Genomic DNA, 20140 nt, shown 5'->3' on the forward strand with positions numbered 1-20140 from the left:
GCTTCTCTTGCTTCATCTAAGAACTTCGCATTTTTCAAGACGTTGCTTTCAAAGCTTTCGTTACGTTGCTCTTCTAACGCTAACAGATTTTTCAGATTAATATTGTCTTCTAAATCGTCATAACGTGGTTTCGCCGCAACTTGCGCGTCTTGTTCCGCAGCTTTCGCAGCTTTTGACGCTTTTGCTTTCGCTTGTTCTTTGCTTGAGCTACCTGTGAAGAAGTCTTTCACTTTTGTGAGCCAAGATTTCTCGGATTTTTCTGCTTTCGCCGCTGCAGCAGGGACTTCCGTTGCGCTATCTTTCACATCAACTGGTTTCGCACGATTACTGTTGTTATTCGTATTCGCGGCAGCAACCACAGATTGAGGTTCTGCGACAGTTTGTTCGTTTTGCGCACGCGGTTTAGCCGCTGGAACTTGACCAATTTCAGCATAATCACCGTCTACAGAAGATAAACGGGCTTTCGGTAATGCTTGGTTTGGAACTTCTGGTAACTCACGACCTGCGTTCGCTTTTGGTTTCGCGACCGTATCAAGCACTTCGGCATAGTCACCCTCAACATGAATACGATTTCTCGCTTGTGTTGCTGATTGTGCGTCTGGTGTTTCTGGTAATGGACGATCGCCTTTCGCTCTTGGCGTTGGTACCACGTCTGCCACCGTCGTATAATCAGGATCATCCGTACGGCTTCTTACGCTCGGTGTTTCGTTGGCGTCATTGTCTTGACGCGCCACTTTCGCTGTACTTGCTGGAACACTGCTTTCTGCGTCTGACGTTAAGTTGTCAGGACGTTTCGGCAATGCAGGCGCTGCCTCTTCTTCAACACGTACTTTCGCTACTGCATTTTGCGCAATCGCTTCATCGGCTTTCGCATTTGCTCTTGCACGTCCTTCTGTTGTCTTATCAAGCGTTGCATACAACTCGTCGTTTGTAGTTCCTTTCGCTTTAGCGTTTACAACAGACTCAGGGCTTTCTTCAGCAGCATGACGAACTTTAGCCTCTAGCGAATTGGTTTCTTCGCTTGTGCCACGTTTAACGTTTGAACGCGGTTGAACTGCACCGTCGCTATCAATAGCGTCTAATGGAATTTGTTCATAGTCAGATCCACCTTGACTTGATTTAGTTCTAGGTTGAAGCGTTGTAATATTCTCTGCCTCAGAATAAATACCATCGCTATCTGCAATTGAGCGCGGTCTCGCGTTTGGCGTTTCTGGCAATGTATCTTGTGGATTACGCGTTCTCGGTGTGACATTCACACTCGCGTATTCACTTTCACTACCGCTCACGGTGACTTTGGTCTCTGCATCTGGCGTATTCGGTAATGGACGTTTTGCTAAAGGCAGACTTTCATAAATATGTTCAGCAAAGTCAGGTGCCTCACTTGAACGAATTCTCGCTTCAGGTGGCAACTCAGGCAATGGATCGTGCGCATTTCTTGGTTTCAATGCGATTTCAGCGTAAATACCATCACTTGCTTCAGCGTCTAAACGAGGACGCGGTGCATTTGGTACGTCTGGCAATGGATCCGTTGCTTGACGTCTGCTTGGTGCTTGAAGCTCTGAATACTCTGGTACGCTTGAGCCACGACGTGCGGTACCGACATTCACCTCTTCGATCGTGCTGTAGATGCCTTCTGCTGCACTGTTCACTTTTGGACCACGTCCACCATTTGCGTTCTTATCACCAACGGTACTGTATGGACCTTGTGCAACTTCTTCATAAGTATGCTCTTCTGTTGCCACTTTAGAACGAGGTGAGCTAAGTGCTTGGCTCGCTCCGTCATCGGTGAGTGGAATTTCTTCGTACACACGTGTTTTCGCCGTTGCACCGTCATCATCATTTGCTTTCGCACGAGGAGTAAGCGGTGTGTAAAGTGGATTTTCCAAGGTTTCTGTGGCGTCCCCATTTCTTGTACGAGGGGTTGCTCCTGCAGTTTCAATACTGTCGTAAACTGGGTTTTTCACCGAAACTGACTCTGCGTCGCTGTCAGCGAGACGGACTTTTGGAGAAACCTCTGAAACTTCTGTTTCACCTGCGCTACGACGTGGTGTTGCCACGGACTCTGCGCTTTCATAGATTGGGTTTTTCACGCTGGCTGATTCAGATTCAGTATCGAATGTGCGTGCTTTTTGTGCTGCAACGTCAACTTCATCTGCTAAACGTGAACGGGTTTGTGGCGCTTCAACCTCTTCTGTTGCACGAACTTTATTTGTTGGTACATCTGGAGTGTTATCTGGGACACCACCCAATTTAGATTGCAAGTTATTCTTCGCACGTTGACCTAATTCGATAATATCCGCGACTTCGAAGCTGAATTGTGTCGACGCATAGGTATCATCGCGAGTCACTTCTTTCGCTTTCGATAAGTCTGTGTTCACTGGACCAGAGACTTGCGCTTTAGAGGTATCGATACCTGAAATGGTCGATTGCTGTGTCGCGTTGTAGTGTTTCTGATCAGAACGTCCTCCACGAATGTTAAAGGCAGTTGTACCACGCTCACTGATCCCCACAGATAAGCCGAATGAACCCCCGTCTTTATCATGTTGATCTTGTAGGGCTTTGCTGGTGACATCGCCTGTGACTTTCAAGCTGTTGCTGCCATCTTGGCTGATGAGATAACCGCCTTCAAGATTCACGTCTTTGACTTGACCTGTTAGCTTGTTCGCTTTGATACCTGCTTGTTGGTTTACGGTACGGCTGGTTTCCGTTTCATTGGTGTAACCTGCTCCGATGTTTCCTGTTGGTGTGGCGATGGTCGCACTTGACAAGGCTACCCCAAGTGACAAGTTATAGTCGAAACCATGTGTGGTTTTCTGTAATGTATCTTGTTTTGATACGATATTGGTTTTGCCTTGTACATTGAGATCAACGTTGTTTGCATCAATATTTGAGCTCACTAAGTTGAGATCACGACCTGCTTCGATCTTAATGTTTTGACCTTGTAATAGGCTGTTGTTATGGCTCGTTTGACGTTCTGAGGTATAACTTTCGTTACCTTCTAGCGAAGCGCTGCCGCCCGCCGTACATGCCCCATTCATCATGCCACAGCCTGCGTTCACGCCCGCTGCCAGTTTTTGTCTTGACACGGTTTCATCTACTTCACGGTTTTTCTCGCCCGCCAGGATGTTCACGTCGTCTTTCGCTCTTAATGTTAAGTTTGTGTTTTCATCACTTTGAACATTTTTGAGCTCTACGCTACCGCCATGTGCCGATAAGGTGACGTTACCGCCGATTTTGGTCAAGATATCACCTGATTCACTGGTGCGTTTGGTTTCATGGTTACGTTCTACCGCTAATTTGGTTGATGTACCCGCTAAGTCACCAGTGATGATGTTTAACGCATCACTTGCATTTTGGAGTACGGCAGTACCATCGCGTTTGATACCATTTTGTGCATCACGGAACTCTTTCACCACATGGCTCACCATATCCGCAATGGCAGAATGAGCTTCCGCTTCTGGACCAATTTTGAATGAAGTACGGACGGACTCTTGATCGTATTGGTCTTTTTGTTTGGTTGACTTAATTTCTTTCGCCGCTAATTCAAAGCCTTCGCTTGTCGGTGCTTTTTTCGCTTCTTGTTCAAAGTGTTCTTTCGTTTTCTCTGACATTAAGTCAGCGATTTCTGCATCGGATAAGGTGTTGAATACTGGCGCGCCATTTGGTTGGCTCGCTGCTGCTGGGTTTGCCGCCGCTTCTGCTGGTTTTTCGGCTGGGTTAGCTTCTGCCGTTTGTGCTGCGCTCTCTGGCAATGCGGCTTTATTTTGCGGTTTTTCAGGCACGCGCGTATTAATGTCCACGCCACCAATATCGGCTTGACCTAATACGTGTAGTTTTCCGCTTTCAACTTGAAGCTCACTGTTGGTGTGGGTTAATAGGGTTTCTTTTTCTTGTTCATAGGTGAAAGAGACCCCTGCGTCTGCGCCTAACCCTGTTTGTGAGGTTGGTACGTTATGGGACGCTTTACCGCCTTCTTTACTGTTGTAATCATAGCGCACCGAAGTACCGCCGCCACTGGCGTGGGCAGAAAGATAGGTTTGTGAACCGTATTCTTCGTGCTCTTCGTGTTTGATGTTTTTACCTGCTTCTGTGTTGTAGTTCCCTTTTACGACACCGCTAATGCGTTTCGCTTCGATATCACTGCCCACTTGGTTAACATCGTTCTCAACGGCAAGGTGTAATTGATCCACGGCGATTTTTGAACCCACGGAGGTTGCTTCGCTCTTCTGCTCAGAACGACTTCCCGCTGTCACATCAAAAATTGGTGTGAAGGTGCGTAAATCTAAGCCGATATTGACGCTCGGTCCTTGGATGGATTCTTGATAGCTGTGTTTCGTGTTGTAAGTGTTTTTAACGTTGAGATCACCTGTTTTGACAAAGGCGGATTTCGCTTTAACGTCAGAGGCTTGAATATCCACGCTGGCGTTTTTGTCGGTTTCAAGGTGTAAGTGTCCTTCGGTTCTGATCTCAGAACGTTGTGTTTCGACCCCTAACTCGTTGTTCGCGAAAGAACGTGATAGGTTTTCGATTCCTTTGTGACCGACTAAGCGCGTTTCTTCGGTACTTAGGATACTGCCTTTATTCTGGATCTTGTTCGTGGCTTCCACTTTCACCTTGTTACCCGCTAAGGTTCCCGTATTGGTTACGTTGTCCGCTTTAATATCCACTTCACGTGCGCTGATCACGCCTGTGCCAAGCCCTTGTAATTTTTTGTTTTCCGCAACCGTTTCTGGCGCGAGGTACACTTGTGGGACGAACACGTCTTTGCCATTCACACGGGTTTTCACGTACCACACGATGTCTTCGGTGAGTTTCGATTGTTGTTCTTTGGTTAATCCCGCCCCAATTTTCAGGTCTAAGGCTTTTGCCTGTGAGGTGGAGTTTTCCATCAGTTTTTTCACTAACTCAACATCGGTGAGGTTGTATTTTTGGTTCAGACGGTTGTCGGCTTTTTTCTCGATAGTACGGGTAATCAATTGGTGATCGAAGTAGTTGTCCCCTAATACGTTAATTTTTTGGTTACCTTGGGTATCTAAGCCGAGTTTATTGAAGAAATAATTCGCGCCTGCGTATTGATCCTGATTGATGTATTTTAACTTAGTCCGATAGAGCGGATCGGTTTCCACTTTTGGACGGTGATCATCAATCACTTTCAAGAAGGTATCTTTGGACACCACGGTCTCGTGTTTTACGCTTTCTTGATAGGCTTGCGCTTGTTGAACTTCCAGTTTTTCTTGGGCGGCTTTTTGTTCGACTTTGCGTTGTTGTTCCGCTTTTTGTTTTGCTTCCGCAACGGCTTTCTCTTGTTGTTCTTTTACCTCTTGTTGTTTAATTGCAATCTCAAGTTGTTTTTCTTTTTGACGAATTTCTTCTACTTTTCGTTTTTCCTCTTTTATTTGACGGATTTTTTCCACTTTATCAAGTGCTTGACGTTTTTCCTCTTTTTTGCTTTCTATAATGCGTTTTTCTTCTTTTTGCTCTGTCATAACTAAAGCTTTCTTGGAAGATTCTGCTCGCATAGCGTCATGTTCTGCTTTTTTCTTATCAAATAACCTACGTAAAGGATCTTGAAGATGACCCTCTCCTAAGTTCTGATAACGAGCCAAATTCTTTTTATAATCAAAATAATCACCATTTGGATAAGTCACAAGATGCTGTAATGCTTCTGGATGCTCTTTACTAAGCTCTATTAAAAGTTCATTAAAAAAATGCCCATTTTCAAAAAACTCATCTGGATTATCATAATCAGGATCAAGGGTTGTTCGAGAACGTGTTTTGTATTCATCATTATTTAAACTGCTTAAGGAGTCGCTATTTTGTAACACTGGGGGAATAAAATATTCATCATCCTCAACATATTTTTTTTCAAACTGAACACTGTAATCAATAAATAAATTTGGTGTTTCTAATAACTCTGCAATAGTCTTAAAATCAATATCCTCTGCATTGAGATCTTGTCCATTGGCTATTTCTGGCTTAAATTCTATTTTTGGTAGAGTTAACTCATGTTGACCAATTTTAATTGCGCCATCAAACTTACCGTATTCAGTATGTTCACCATTCTGTAATGTTGAGAAGTTACCCTCAAGCTTATCAGCAAGAATTCTCGCTTTTTCGGCTGGATAATATTTAAGGCTGGTTGGATTGTCTTTAAATTTTTTCCAATCTGCTTTCATGGTGTCGTATGACTTAGTATGCCACTCGGCGCCAAACACTTGTGCCATGGCTTTTTGGTACATGTCAGAATGCTGTACGTGACGCAGAATTTGATAAGCACTGTAGTTTTCTGCCGAATATAAGCTGGTGGTGGCGATTGGGCTTGGTCCAAACATGGCATCGAGAAAGGATTCTAAACTGTCAAATTCACGTACGGTATTGCCCGACAAGGCGGTCCAGATAAAGCGAGCGAGCGGTTGGTAGTGGATTTTGATACTGGCTTTATTTTTAAACACAGAGGATAACGCATCACGTTCATAATATTTCATTTGGTTGGTGACTTGATCCACTTCGGCTTTGAAAGTGCCTTTAACATTGATTAAACCATGGTTAATTAGTTTAGATTGTAAATCATCCGTAGTTAATCCGTTCTCAAATGCGATTCCTTTAAAATAAAAATCTCCATCCGAACGAATTGCGCCTCTATTCTTTACTTTAATGTCAGCCTTATCTAACTCTTGAATATCCAGATTGAGTTTATACACATTGTTATGCCAACCATGTGCCGCTACTTCGCTCATTTCATATAAGCGACTGCTGCCCAAAGTTTTATATCGAATATCACCAGATAAACTCACATCGTTAATGAGCTCATGGGCTTTCACCGTGATTTTATCTTTAGCATAAATACTGCCGATATTGTAAACCGCACGGTTGGTATCTAAGGTTAGTGTCCCGAGCGTATGTAATAAGCTGCCTTCTCGGTTAACGATATTGCCTTTTTTGTGATCGTTTGAATTCGCTTTTAAGCTTAGTTCTTTTGCTGCACCTAAGGTCGCGCCTACATTATAGATACCGCCATTTTTGGCAGTAATCTTTAATGTTTGTGCAGAAGCTAACGTTCCTTCGCGATTAATAAAGCTTTCTTCTACGTTAATGGTTAAATTGGAGCTGAGTTGAATATCTTGTTTTTCGATTTCAACGTTCTGTGCCGTAATGGTTAAATTTTTCCCCGCTTTAATGAAACGGTTATCTTGAGCTAAAAAACTGGTGTTATCTTTAAAAGTTAAGGTCGCATCCCCTTTGCTTTCAATCACCCCTTTATTGAGAAACCCTGGTTTTAAGCTGGCAGCATTTTTCAACAACCTAACTGTTTTATAATCAGTTTCACTGATGGAAAACTCTTTGCCTTTTGTTTCAATATCTAACTTAGTTTCCGCAAAAATTTCTTTCTCATTAACTAAATCATTAGCATCCAGCTTGACATCGCTGCCGTAGAGCACCCCTTTATTTGTTAAAGCTTCGGTTTTTACGTCTACTTTAGTCGCGACGAGCTTCGCACTGTCCTCAAAAGAAACGGTATCTTTTGATTTTATATCGGCAGTTTTAGCACGCACTTCAGTATTGGCTTTGACGATCAAATCTTGAGTCTCAACCTTAATCTCATCTGCTTTTAACTCACTGCCGATCGTTGTACGTTTCGCCTTTTTGACTTCAATCTTTTTGTTCGCTTGCAATCTGCGATCTAAGGTATTAATTGGTGTTTTATCTGTTGTATTGCCGATATCTAAATCCCCATCGTGCAATTCAATATGGATATCCTCTTCAGACAAAATAATGCCGTCGTGTTTTACCCCTGCGCCTTTATCGGTAACAATCAGCTTGATATTTTTACCGTGCATCGCCCCCGTACTTGCACCTGTAATAGCGATTGTGCCCTCTGGAACAGCTGTATCGTTTTTTTCTGTAACTTGATGCTTGTTAAAATCATATTTACTGGTTCCCGCCACTAAAGTAATTTCCGTTTCTGGCTTAAGCTCTTTAGCTGGTACAATAGATTGTTTTTGTTCAATCGTTTTGGCAATAATGTCTAAATATTTTAAACCATCAGTTGCCAAACCATTCACATCAATAGTGACTTTACCGCCTGTAACATCTAAAAGCATCTCATTAGGATCAATTGTTTTACTCGTAGTCACTACAAAACGATCGGCATTAATAGTTCTCACACCATTTAAGGTAATCCCATTTTGGTTGGCGATCACAATATCCGCTTTTTTACCCAATACTTCTAGTGCGCCTTTGATCTTACTCTCATCACTTCCTTTAACTTGATTTAAAATAACATCAACAACATCATTTTCACCTAGGTTTGGATTTTTTTCTAAATAACCTATTATCTGCGAACGCTCTTGCTGTTTGTTATTTTTAAATACCGCACCATTAGGAATATCAAATTTCTCAAAAATATTATTAGAAATTTTATTTCCATTCGGTTTTGCAATATCAATTACAATCACATTATTATCAGTTTTCCATAATGCTGTCTTTTTATCTGTACCATTCTGAATATTGTTTTCAGTCGCTAACTTTATATCTTCATGATTATTTTCTATTTTTGTTAGTGACGGTTTCTTAGGCGGTTCATCTGGTTGAGCAAACGCAGGCGCCGACACTACAGTCAACAATAAAATCGATACATGTTTCCAAGTGAGCTGCATGACTGAAGACACTGGGTTAAAGGTGTTTTTGACCCATAATGACACGGGGGATAAGGCATGAGGTGCTTCGAGGGGCGGTTCCTCGGCGTCGCCTTCTGTTGTGCTCACCGCATCTGAGGAACCGTTGCCTACCGCTGACTTAATGCATTCAGCAACGGGCACAAGACAAGATTTTGATTGGCTAAAAATAAGTTTATAACGATTTTTATTCATACTAAGTTAATCCTTCAACTTAAACTACATTAAAAAGACAGGGAACCACTAAAGTAGTAAACTGGTTTTTTCGCACTGTTTTTCAGAGTACCGACACCATTAATGGGTTGACCATAGGTGAATGAGAGCGACAAGGCGCTGGCTTGGGCTTTCACCCCCAAAGCGACACCCGCTAAGGTCTCCGTTTGGTGCGTTTGTTTGAGATGAATCTTACCGATATCCACTCCGACAAATGGCGAAATTTGCGAGAGGTAGGCTTTTTGTGGATAGAAAGGCAAGGTAAAGGTTTGCGCGAGGTACGCTCCGCTGTCGCCAGAGGCGGCGCCGCCTTTAAAGCCTCTTACCGTGTATTCATCGCCAATGGAAAATTGGTTTTCTGAATACAGGCTGTCAAAGCCATATTGTCCACCGATACGGAGTTGGTAATTCATCGTCCGTTCAAACATAGCTATTGGACGAGTCCAGTTGATACTTCCTGACAATAATTTTAACGTTTTTTCTCCTTTTTCATCATAAGCGGAGCGATTGGCGTTAAACCATCTTAAGCCGTTCGCATAAGACAGGTCGGCATATAATTTTCCGTAGCCTAGGTTAGTGACATAGGATAAGCCGACATTGGCTTTATTATTGTGGTAGTGACCGATTTGAATATCGGTGAAGTAACTGATGCGTTTTTTAAATTCCACTTCGCCGTAAAGGGTTAAGATGGTTTCTTTGTTACGTAGCAATACGTTAGACAGTTTGACTGCGCCTGTTTGGGTTTTCCCCGTTGACGCAAAGACGCCTCTCCCGCCTTCAAGGGCTTTTTTATAGCCTGACTCCGAGACTTTTAATTCCAGCGTTGAGAAACCAATCGGTTGGCTGTAGGTGAGGGAGTAGTTACGTTGGTTGTTGAAACGGCTGTAATCGTAGAGACGGTGCCCCGTTGAGAAATGCCAACTGTCGTTGGTGCCGAGGAGGTCACTCCATGACAAGCTGGCGGTGACTTGGTTACGTCCGTCTTTATTGCCGTCTGTTCCTGAGTTGTTGAAGCCGATCGTGAGATCGGGGGCAATACTAAGTTGTCTTTCGATGTTTAAATTAGAAATGCCTTTTTGTTCACTGGCAACCACGTTCACTTTGGCGCTTTTATTGGTGGTATTTAAGATTTCAACCAGTTGGTCGATGTCGTGCACTTTTAAGATTTTGCCTTTTAAATTGGGCAAGACAGAAACCATGGCTTTATCACGAAAGCCCGTTGCTTGTTCGCCTTCAACCAGTACGTCGTTGACTTTACCCCAAAGGACAATAAATTCAAGATCGCCATTTTGGATTTTTGAATTTTTTAACCCGATGGCACTGGTCACATAACCTGCGCGATACAGCACTTCGGTGAGGTCTTTGACTAACTGAAATACCACTTTGGTGGACAGTGGCTGATCTTGGTAAGCCTCAATGACTTCCTCGAAATCAAGGGAGACGTTTTCCTCTGCGAGATCGATGGCGATGCTGGTAATTTTGTATTTACTTGCGGCGGCGCCCTCTGGCAAAGAAAAGGTTTTTTCTTCGGTCGCTTGTTTGTCTTCTAAAAACTGTTGTGCTTTTTTAAAGTTTTCATCGACATCTTCAAATTGCTGTTTATTTTTTAAACGTGACAATTCTTGCGTTAACGGATTTTGTTCATTTGGATAAACAAACGTGGAATGCCCTAAAAATAAGGCGGCTGAACAGCTTAGAAAAAATGGACTAAGCCTGCATGGGTGTCTTCTTCTCATAAAATCTCCATATTTTAACGAAGCGTGAAGTTTTACTACAAAAAAATAAATGCTATTTTTCCAGTCTGGTCGCACCAGTCTGAAATCAAAAGTGTACAAAAATAAAACAATAAAATAGCTAAAAGAATAAAAAAATAAAAAAACAAATTTGATAATTTTTTCTCATTATCAAATTATCATAAGATATTGAATTTAGATGAGATGCTTATTTTCAGGGGAAATGATTAATTAATCATTGCGGTACATCAAATAAATCGCGCTTATTATAATGGTAATCATTAGAATAGTCAGCAAATAAAATCACGCGTGGGTGAGCTGATGCGGCGAAATGATTAAAAATTAATCTTGTTTTGTATTTTGTGGGCAAATTGTTGGCTTTGTTCGAGGTGTGCGTTGTGTCCTGCTTGCTCGATGAGGGTGAGATTCACCCCTGCTTCTTGCGCGAGTTGTTTGAATTTTTGGTCTTTTTCGCCACAAAAATAATGGATAGGTAAGGTGGAGGTACGTAGCCGTGGGCGGAAATCGGGCTGTTTCGCTAAACTGGTGGCGAGCAACATTTGTGCGATATGGTTGCCACATTGTGCCGACCGTTTTTCAATTAACGCCGTTCGTTCGGTGGCGGTTAAATGTGCAAAAACGGGTTGTTGATACCAGTCTGTTAGGACCTGTTGCGGAGTTTGTGTGTTAAAACGGGTTGCCCATGTTTGATCCTGTTGCCAGCGAGTGCGTTTTTCTGTTTCGCTGGTTAAGCCGAGATTTGCCCCTTCTACGATGACACCTTGGAGCTGCCCTGTGGGTTTGGTGTAGTGTAAGGCGTAATACAGGGCGATGCGTCCGCCTAATGAATAACCAATTAAATAATAGGGTTGGTCACCCAGCTGTGCGTTGATTTGCGCGGCGAGGTAATCACAGGTTTGTTCAAAGTCGTTCACTTGGATGTGTTTGGCTTGGGCGTGAAAGGGCAAATCCAGGGCTAGGCAGGTCATGTGCGGTAAGTTTTCGATGACATTTTGCCAGTCTTCTTTGCTGCCGAGTAAACCGTGTAAAAAAACAAGTGTTGGCATGAGGTATCCTTATTAAAAATGCTCGTGGGATGACGAGCATTTTTTTGGTGATATTTTACTCGCCTATGACGGCATAGCTGATTTGTTCAATCAGGCGTTTATAGATGTTGCTGCCGTCACTTGCCCCGACTTTAATTTCAATTAAGGTGGTTTCGCGGCGTGAATATGCCATTTTTAACACTGCCCCTAAGTCTGCCCAAGTATATGGGCGAGCATATTTGAGATCGAAGGTTTGGGCGAGGTGCGAAAACTCTAAGTGATGCGGCATGCGGTAATATTTTTCTTTGACGTCGGCATCTACTGGGAGCATGTCAAAAATTGCACCGCCGTTGTTGTTGATGACAAAGATAATGGTCGGTTGGGTGACCTTTTTGAATAAGGCAAGGGAATTGACATCATATAACGCGGAGAGGTCGCCTATCATCGCGACAACGGGTTGGTTGGTTCCGATACCAATGCCTGCGGCAGTAGCAAGTAGCCCATCGATGCCGCTTGCTCCACGGTTGGTGTAAATTGGGTAGCCGTCGGGCAATTTTGCTAAGGCATCGACTAAGCGTACAAAGAGGCTGTTGCCTAAAAAGAGTACGCCGTTGTTTGGCAAAATGCGGTCGAGGTGATGTGCGAGTGAGGCTTCATTTAAGTTGCCGCCCACTTGTTTTTCAATAAAGCTGGCACAGAATTTGGCTAAGGCTAGCGGTTCTAATCGCCACGGTTTTTGACGTAATGGCGGGTGTGCGCGTAGCCAATGGTGCACTTTGGCATTAAAGCGGGTGTGGGCGTGGAGCATCGGATCAACGAGGCGATCACTGTGTTCAACGATCCAATATTCTCCTTTAAATTCGGCAAGAAATTGGTTAACGCGTTTGCTGATCAAGCCTGATCCGAATTGAATGACGATGTCGGCATCGAGTAACTTTTGTTTCACGGTTTGGTTCGCGAGCCAGATGTCTGCGTAAGGTAGGCTTGCTTCGACGCCCGATTGTACATCGGTCAGCGCAATCCAGCCCATGGTATTTGCCCACGACATGATGCCCATGGTTTGTTCAGCAGGTAGGCGCCCTACGACGATGATGCCGCGCATGGTGCGCCAATGGTCCCAGTTGGCGTGCATGACAACTTCTTTTTGTTCAGGTTGTTGGACGATCCAAGGTTTTGGTTGGCTTAACCAGCGTGTGATGTTGTCTAGCCACGGGTGTGAGTCTACTTGTTCATTCGGTGCGTCATACAGCGGCTCTGCAAAAGGTACGTTGATGTGCACGACGCCTGCTTGTTGTTTTTGTTTATAGCACGCTTGATCTAAGGTGGAGATGAGCCAACTGGCTGGGTAGTCTTGACTTGGACGAGGTAAGTTCACGGCGGCGACAGGGTAATCCGCAAACATATTTTGTTGTAAAATGGCTTGATTTGCGCCGCACTCCAGTAGCTCAAGGGGGCGGTCGGCGGTGAGAATGACGAGATTCCCCCCCGTTTGGCGCGCTTCAATGATGGCTGGGTATAAGTTGGCGGCGGCGGTCCCTGAGGTGACGATGACGGCGACGGGCTTTTTGGTGGCTTTCGCTAATCCGAGGGCAAAAAAGCCTAAACCTCGTTCATCAAAATGTGTGTAGCAGGTGGCACGTTGACTTTCTTGTAAACGTGCAGCTTCGAGTGTTAAAGGAGTGGAACGCGAACCAGGGGCGATACAAAAATGTGAAACGCCTTGGCGTAGCAAGGTTTCTAAAATCACTTTTGACCAACAACGATTAAATACGCTTATTGACATATCTGTTCCCTTTATAATTGATTCTGTTGCAATAATGACACGAGGCCTGCGGCTTTACGCTCAATCTCTCTCCATTCTAGCAGTGGAACTGATCCTTCAACAATCCCCGCGCCTGCAAAAACAGATAATTGGCTGTGATTGTCGACGTGTTCAATAAATGCCGAGCGAATGGTGACGCAAAAGTCTGCTTGTGAAGCCGTCATGAAGCCGAGTGTGCCGGCATACCATGTGCGGTCAAAATTTTCTAATTTACGGAGCGCTTGTTTTGCTTCCAGTTGTGGCAATCCTGCCACGGCAGCCGTCGGGTGAATGGCGAGTAAGATGTCTTTATCACCGCACCCTGTTTTTAATTGGGCTGAAATTTTACGTCTGAGATGTTGCACTTTGCGCAATTTTTTCAATTCGACATCTTCGACTGTAATTTGTTGCACAAAAGGATGTAAATTTTGACAAATGCCGTCAACCACTAATTGGTTTTCATATTCGTTTTTCTTGTCGTGCAATAACCAATCGCTTTGTTGTTGATTTTGTTCTTCGTCGTTGCCCATGAATGCGGTGCCTGCCAGCGCTTCTGTTTTGAGCTGTTGCCCTTGGCGGCGATAAAGTAATTCTGGGGTTGAGCCTATAAATGCGCGAGTTTTACTTTCAGCCCATAAGAAATGGTAACAACCTAAGTTGTATTTTTCACTTTCTGCTAAAAAATCATGTGGGTTGAGCGGGCTAGAGGTCGCAAAACAACTTTCATTCGCGAGCACAATTTTACTTAGCTCGCCTTGTTGAATTTTTTGTAGTCCTAATTCAACCCAGTGGCACCACTCTGCTTGATTTGCTTTCTGTGAGATTAAGCGAATGTGCTGTTGTACGGGTTCCAGTGGGGCGTGTTGTGTAAAACTGTCTAAGCTGGCGAGGGCGGCTTGTTTCTCTTGTGCGAAATTGGTGGTGTCTATGAAAACCGTGACCGTGACACCCGTTTGGGTTTGTTGAAGCAAAATGCGCGGTAATACAAATTGAGTTTCCCCATAAAACTGCATTCCTCCGACGAGGGATACCCCCTGCGTAGCAACACATTTTTCCGCAGAAACCACATCCGAAAACTGACGCACGGCGCCTATGGCTGCCAAGTTCAATGCGCCATCTCTGCCATTTAGATAAAATTGTGGATAACTTTGCTGTGCTTTCAACCATGAGAGTAACGAAAACGGTTTCACTGAATGGGTTTGAAAACAAGCAATAGGCTGATTTTGGCTCGGCTGATAAGCATGAATTTGTGCGATTAGCTGTGCTTGAATTGTTTGCAAGTTATCCATATTGAAAAAGCATTGTTTTTAGCAAAAAAATAAGTTAAAAATAGGTGTTAATTCTACCGCACTTTGAAAGAAATTTTTACAAAATCTTTTCTCGTTACATAAATAAGCGTAAAGTGTCGTTATTTACAAGCATCTTTTTATTTCTTACAGCGCAAATATAAGGTCGTTCCTATGGTTCGTTTTCCTAAATCCGATAAATTAGAACATGTCTGTTACGATATTCGTGGACCCGTTCACAAAGAGGCTCTTCGTCTTGAAGAAGAAGGACATAAAATTTTAAAACTCAATATTGGTAATCCCGCGCCATTTGGTTTTGAAGCGCCTGATGAAATTCTTGTTGATGTGATTCGTAATTTGCCGACCGCACAAGGTTATTGCGATTCGAAAGGGTTATATTCGGCGCGTAAAGCGATTGTGCAATATTACCAATCTAAAGGGATTCATGGGGCTACGGTGAATGATGTGTATATCGGTAATGGGGTATCAGAACTGATTACGATGTCATTACAAGCCTTGTTGAATGATGGTGATGAGGTGTTAATTCCAATGCCAGACTATCCTCTTTGGACCGCTGCTGCAACGTTATCTGGTGGGAAAGCGGTCCATTATTTGTGTGATGAAGAGGCGAATTGGTTCCCTGATCTTGATGATATTAAGAGTAAAATCACGAGCCGTACCAAAGCGATTGTGATTATTAACCCGAATAATCCGACGGGTGCGGTCTATAGTAAAGCGTTGTTATTGGAGATTATTGAGATTGCTCGCCAGCATAATTTATTGATTTTTGCCGACGAAATTTACGACAAAATTTTGTATGACGGTGCAGTACATCATCATATTGCGGCACTCGCGCCTGATTTGTTAACGGTTACATTTAATGGGCTTTCTAAAGCCTATCGTGTGGCGGGTTTTCGTCAAGGCTGGATGATTTTAAATGGTCCGAAGAAAGCGGCAGCTGGGTATATTGAGGGATTAGATATGCTCGCTTCAATGCGTTTATGTGCGAATGTGCCAATGCAACATGCGATTCAAACGGCATTGGGGGGCTATCAAAGCATTAATGAATTTATTTTGCCAGGTGGGCGTTTGTTGGAACAGCGCAATAAAGCGTATGAGTTGGTTAATCAAATTCCAGGCGTGAGTTGTGTGAAACCACAAGGGGCGATGTATATGTTCCCGAAAATTGATATTAAGAAATTTAATATCTATGACGATGAGAAAATGGTGTTTGATTTGCTCAGTCAAGAAAAAGTGTTGTTAGTACATGGTCGTGGTTTCAACTGGCATTCACCAGATCACTTCCGTATCGTGACGCTGCCTTATGTGCATCAAATTGAAGAAGCCTTGACAAAATTAGGGCGTTTCTTAGAGACCTATCATCAATAAATCTCGCTAAAACAAGCGGTATGTCTCTTGCCCTGATACGTATAACAGGTATCAGGGCATTTTATTTTCTTTGTTTTGTTCTTCTCGCGTTTTCCCTCTTTTACTCAAATAAAAATAATTCTCATTGACTTGAAGCTTATTTTTGGTTAAATTGACCGCACTTTTAACTGTACATACTCAATTTGAGGAACGTGATTATGAAAAAAATCTCAACACTTGCTTTAGCTTTATCTGCTGTTATTTCTACTTCAGCCATGGCGGCAAACGAAGTGAACGTTTATTCTTATCGTCAACCGTATCTTATCGAACCGATGTTAAAAGATTTTGAGAAAGAGACGGGTGTGAAAGTGAATGTGATTTTTGCGGATAAAGGTTTAGTGGATCGTGTAAAACGTGAAGGTGAATTAAGTCCAGCTGATGTTTTATTAACTGTTGATATTAGTCGCGTAATGGAAATTGTGAAAGCGGGATTAGCACAACCTATTCACAGCGAAACCTTAGAGAAAAATATTCCTGCGAACTTCCGTGATTCAAAAGATGAGTGGTTTGCGTTAACTAGCCGTGCACGTGCAATCTATACGTCAAAAGATCGTGTTGGTAAATTACCTGCTGACTTTACGTATTATGATTTAGCAAAACCAGAATATAAAGGTAAAGTGTGTGTCCGTTCTGGTAAAAACGCGTATAACGTTTCTTTAGTTGCCTCAATGATCGCTCATGATGGTGAAGCTAAGGCGAAAGCGTTCTTAGAAGGGTTAAAAGCTAATCTTGCTCAAAAACCACAAGGTGGCGACCGTGATCAAGTGAAAGCAATCAAAGAAGGTATCTGTGATTACTCATTAGGTAACAGTTACTATTTTGGTAAAATGTTAGACGATGAAAAACAACGTAGTTGGGCAGAAGCCGTATATATTAACTTCCCTAACCAAAAAGCAATGGGGACACACGTTAATATCAGTGGTGTGGCGATCGCGAAACATGCCCCGAACAAAGACAATGCAGTGAAATTAGTGGAATATTTAAGTGGTGATAAAGCTCAGCACCTTTATGCTGAATTAAACCATGAATACCCAGTTAAGCCTGGTGTTGACCGTTCTAAATTAGTGGCATCATGGGGCGACTTCAAAGCGGATAATATTGCACTAGAAAAAATTGCAGAAAATTATGATAAAGCGTTAAAATTAATCGATGAAGTAAAATTCGATCTTTAATTTTTATTACGTTTAATCATGATAAATTTAAGGGCGACTTTGATAGTCGCCCTTTAGATTGTTATATCAACTTGCGATTTTAAGATGCTTTCACTCAAAAAAATAAGCTGGAATTTGACCGCACTTTTAATCGTGCTGTTTTTCCTTTTACCACTTTTGTCAATTTTTTATCAATCTTGGCATGCCGATTGGGAAAATATTCGACACCTTTGGCAAACGGTCTTAACAGATTATAGTCTCAATTCACTTTTCTTGGTGCTCGGCACGGTTTTGTTAAGCCTTGTTTTTGCGCTTCCTGCTGCCTGGGTCGTTTCTACTTACCAGTTTACTGGTCAAAAAATATTGCAATGGGTACTTTGTCTGCCTTTGGCTATGCCTGCTTATCTTGTGGGCTATTTATATACGGATTTATTGGATTATGCGGGTCCTGTGCAATCTTTATTACGTGATGTATTCGGTTGGACTCGACCTCAAGATTATTGGTTCCCGAGCATTCGTTCTTTGGGCGGTGCGTGCTTTGTTTTGGCACTGGTGTTGTATCCTTATGTGTTCTTATTAGTTCGAGTGGCGTTATTAGAACAATCGGAAAACTTAATTCATAGTGCCAAAACTTTAGGTGCCAATGCATTTTATTTATTTAAGAACGTTACGTTTCCTTTAATTCGTCCTGCGATGGCGGTGGGTGCGTCGTTAGTGGCAATGGAAACGTTAGGTGATTTTGGTACGGTTTATTATTTTGCGGTGCCCACATTAACTACAGCGATTTATGATACGTGGTTAGGATATGGGGATTTAGGTTCTGCGAGTCAAATTTCGTTATTAATGTTGTTGATGATTTTTAGTTTGTTGTGGCTAGAACGTTATAGTCGACGTAAACAAAAAACTTATCAACGCGGCTATGAGAAGAAGCGACGTTTAAAATCGCTGTCAGGGCTGAAACAGGTCTTTGCTCAGCTATATTGTTGGGGATTAGTGAGCATTGCGTTTTTTATTCCTTTTGTGAAATTGATTTATTGGGCGGTCTCTTATTTTGACCCGAGCCAAACCGATCATTTCTTGAAATATGCGTATCATAGTTTATCCAGCTCGATGATCGCGGCACTCATTTGTGTGACGTTTGCCTTGTTCTTGCATTTCTTTTATCGTTTGGCTTTACAACATTCACCCGTTCAGCAACGTGCAGCTTATTACGGTTTACAGCTTTCTTCTTTGGGTTATGCGATACCTGGTACTGTGTTAGCTATTGGGATTTTGATTCCTTATACGAGTGCAGACCATTTGCTGAATCAATTGCTGCAATCCGTCGGGCTGTCGCCCGTTGGGCTGGTGTTTTCTGGTTCAATGTTTGCGCTGATTTCTGCTTATACAGTCCGTTTTTCTGCGATGGCAATTGGTGGGATCGATACGTCTTTCCAAAAGATTTCCCCGTCTTTAGATATGGCAAGTCGAACATTGGGGCATAATGGGTTGAGTATGTTACGTTTAGTTCATGTTCCGTTGCTGTCTAAAGGGATGTTAACTGCTTTGATGATGGTGTTTATTGAAACGATGAAAGAGCTGAACGCGTCCTTGTTATTACGTCCATTTAATTTTGATACGCTGGCGACACATGTGTTTACGTTCACATCAGACGAGCAATTAGAGCAAGCGGCATTGCCTGCTATTGCGTTAGTTTTAGTCGGGCTGTTACCTGTTATTTGGTTAACCCGTTCATTAGTGCTTCATTCAGAAAAAGATCGTTAATTATGACTATATTACAAATTTCTCACCTTACTTGTGGTTACAGTGCTGAAAAAGTCCTGCACAATCTTGATCTGTCGATGGCAAAAAATGAGATTTTGTGTTTGCTTGGGGCGAGTGGTTGTGGCAAGACAACGTTGTTAAAAGCCATTGCAGGTTTGCAAGATATTGAGCAGGGTGAGATTCTTTTTGACCAACACAATTTGGCTACCCTCCCAGTCGAAAAACGACAAATTGGGGTGATCTTTCAAGATTATGCGCTATTCCCGCATTTAACCGTAAAAGAAAATATCGCGTTTGGTTTGCAGCATAAAAGTGCGGCTGAAAAACACGAAATTATTGAAAAAATGACCGCACTGGTGCGGTTAACGGGGTTATTAGCACGTTATCCTTATGAGTTATCTGGCGGGCAGCAACAGCGGGTAGCAATTGCTCGTGCGTTAGCTTGTAATCCACGTTTGTTGTTACTCGATGAGCCGTTTTCGAATATTGATAGCCAGGTCCGCTATCAGATGATTGATGAAATTAAAGAGATTCTAAAAAGCCAACAGATCCCTGCGATTTTCGTCACACATAGTAAAGAAGAAGCGTTTGCCTTTGCTGATAAATTGGCGATTATGGATAAAGGGAAAATTGTGCAAGTCGGGCAGGCAGAAGCGCTTTATCAATTACCAGTGAATAAATTTGTTGCGGAGTTCTTAGGGAGTGTGAATTATTTAACTTGCCAAGTGACAAGTGATTCGCAGTTTGACTCTCCGATTGGTTCATATCAATTTGATCACTCATTGACTTATTCAAATGGTAAACCAATTGTCGTTGGGGAATACGTCGATTGGTTAGTACGACCACAAAGTTTCCAAATTCATCGTGATGAAAACGGTTCGGGGATCATTGTAAAAAAACGCTTTTTAGGTCCTTATATTCAATATGATGTGCAAATTGGCGAGGCGATTTTTAGTGTACAAAGTGCGAAAACGTTTCCTGTTGGTGAACAAGTCCGCTTGAATTATAAATGCGTTGCGCCTGTTCTCTTTGAAAAGTCTTAA

Annotated in this window: 9 protein-coding genes; 4 read left to right on the forward strand and 5 right to left on the reverse strand. The window is 42.8% G+C overall.

Features of this window, described 5'->3' with window-relative positions; all coding sequences use genetic code 11:
* The 5 genes from ACWIT3_RS03350 to ACWIT3_RS03370 all read right to left on the reverse strand — a co-directional run.
* Nucleotides 1-8870 (reverse strand): two-partner secretion domain-containing protein (locus ACWIT3_RS03350; protein WP_457161404.1); only part of this gene is annotated, 8870 nt, incomplete at its 3' end.
* Nucleotides 8871-8899: 29 nt separating this feature from the next.
* Complete coding sequence (locus tag ACWIT3_RS03355; protein ID WP_457161405.1) at nt 8900-10624, reverse strand: ShlB/FhaC/HecB family hemolysin secretion/activation protein; 1725 nt, start codon at nt 10622-10624, stop codon at nt 8900-8902.
* 332 nt (nt 10625-10956) lie between these two features.
* A complete protein-coding gene (menH, locus tag ACWIT3_RS03360; RefSeq protein WP_457161406.1) occupies nt 10957-11688 on the reverse strand; it encodes a 2-succinyl-6-hydroxy-2,4-cyclohexadiene-1-carboxylate synthase in 732 nt (243 codons plus the stop codon).
* Nucleotides 11689-11743: 55 nt separating this feature from the next.
* Nucleotides 11744-13450 (reverse strand): 2-succinyl-5-enolpyruvyl-6-hydroxy-3-cyclohexene-1-carboxylic-acid synthase, encoded by a 1707-nt coding sequence (menD, locus tag ACWIT3_RS03365; RefSeq protein WP_457161407.1) that lies wholly within the window; start codon nt 13448-13450, stop codon nt 11744-11746.
* A gap of 11 nt (nt 13451-13461) precedes the next feature.
* Complete coding sequence (locus ACWIT3_RS03370; protein WP_457161408.1) at nt 13462-14757, reverse strand: isochorismate synthase; 1296 nt, start codon at nt 14755-14757, stop codon at nt 13462-13464.
* A 171-nt stretch (nt 14758-14928) separates the two neighbouring features.
* On the opposite strand from ACWIT3_RS03370, the gene ACWIT3_RS03375 reads away from it, so the two are divergent.
* The 4 genes from ACWIT3_RS03375 (at nt 14929) to ACWIT3_RS03390 (ending at nt 20140) form a co-directional block, all read left to right on the forward strand.
* The gene (locus ACWIT3_RS03375; protein ID WP_046338922.1) at nt 14929-16143 is read left to right on the forward strand and encodes a pyridoxal phosphate-dependent aminotransferase; all 1215 of its coding nucleotides are present in this window, start codon (nt 14929-14931) and stop codon (nt 16141-16143) included.
* 197 nt (nt 16144-16340) lie between these two features.
* Nucleotides 16341-17354, forward strand: a complete 1014-nt coding sequence (locus ACWIT3_RS03380; RefSeq protein ID WP_457161409.1) for a Fe(3+) ABC transporter substrate-binding protein — start codon at nt 16341-16343, stop codon at nt 17352-17354.
* 84 nt (nt 17355-17438) lie between these two features.
* Complete coding sequence (locus tag ACWIT3_RS03385; RefSeq protein ID WP_457161410.1) at nt 17439-19097, forward strand: ABC transporter permease; 1659 nt, start codon at nt 17439-17441, stop codon at nt 19095-19097.
* Between the two features lie 2 nt (nt 19098-19099).
* Entirely contained in the window at nt 19100-20140 is a 1041-nt protein-coding gene (locus ACWIT3_RS03390) for an ABC transporter ATP-binding protein (protein ID WP_457161411.1), read from the forward strand.

Source organism: Pasteurella sp. P03HT, assembly GCF_054052285.1.

Bases quoted from the DNA above. Each gene is read 5' to 3' on its own strand.
- ACWIT3_RS03355 (WP_457161405.1), bottom strand. From the start codon at position 10,624: ATGAGAAGAAGACACCCATGCAGGCTTAGTCCATTTTTTCTAAGCTGT.
- menH (WP_457161406.1), bottom strand. From the start codon at position 11,688: ATGCCAACACTTGTTTTTTTACACGGTTTACTCGGCAGCAAAGAAGAC.
- menD (WP_457161407.1), bottom strand. From the start codon at position 13,450: ATGTCAATAAGCGTATTTAATCGTTGTTGGTCAAAAGTGATTTTAGAA.
- ACWIT3_RS03370 (WP_457161408.1), bottom strand. From the start codon at position 14,757: ATGGATAACTTGCAAACAATTCAAGCACAGCTAATCGCACAAATTCAT.
- ACWIT3_RS03375 (WP_046338922.1), top strand. From the start codon at position 14,929: ATGGTTCGTTTTCCTAAATCCGATAAATTAGAACATGTCTGTTACGAT.
- ACWIT3_RS03380 (WP_457161409.1), top strand. From the start codon at position 16,341: ATGAAAAAAATCTCAACACTTGCTTTAGCTTTATCTGCTGTTATTTCT.
- ACWIT3_RS03385 (WP_457161410.1), top strand. From the start codon at position 17,439: ATGCTTTCACTCAAAAAAATAAGCTGGAATTTGACCGCACTTTTAATC.
- ACWIT3_RS03390 (WP_457161411.1), top strand. From the start codon at position 19,100: ATGACTATATTACAAATTTCTCACCTTACTTGTGGTTACAGTGCTGAA.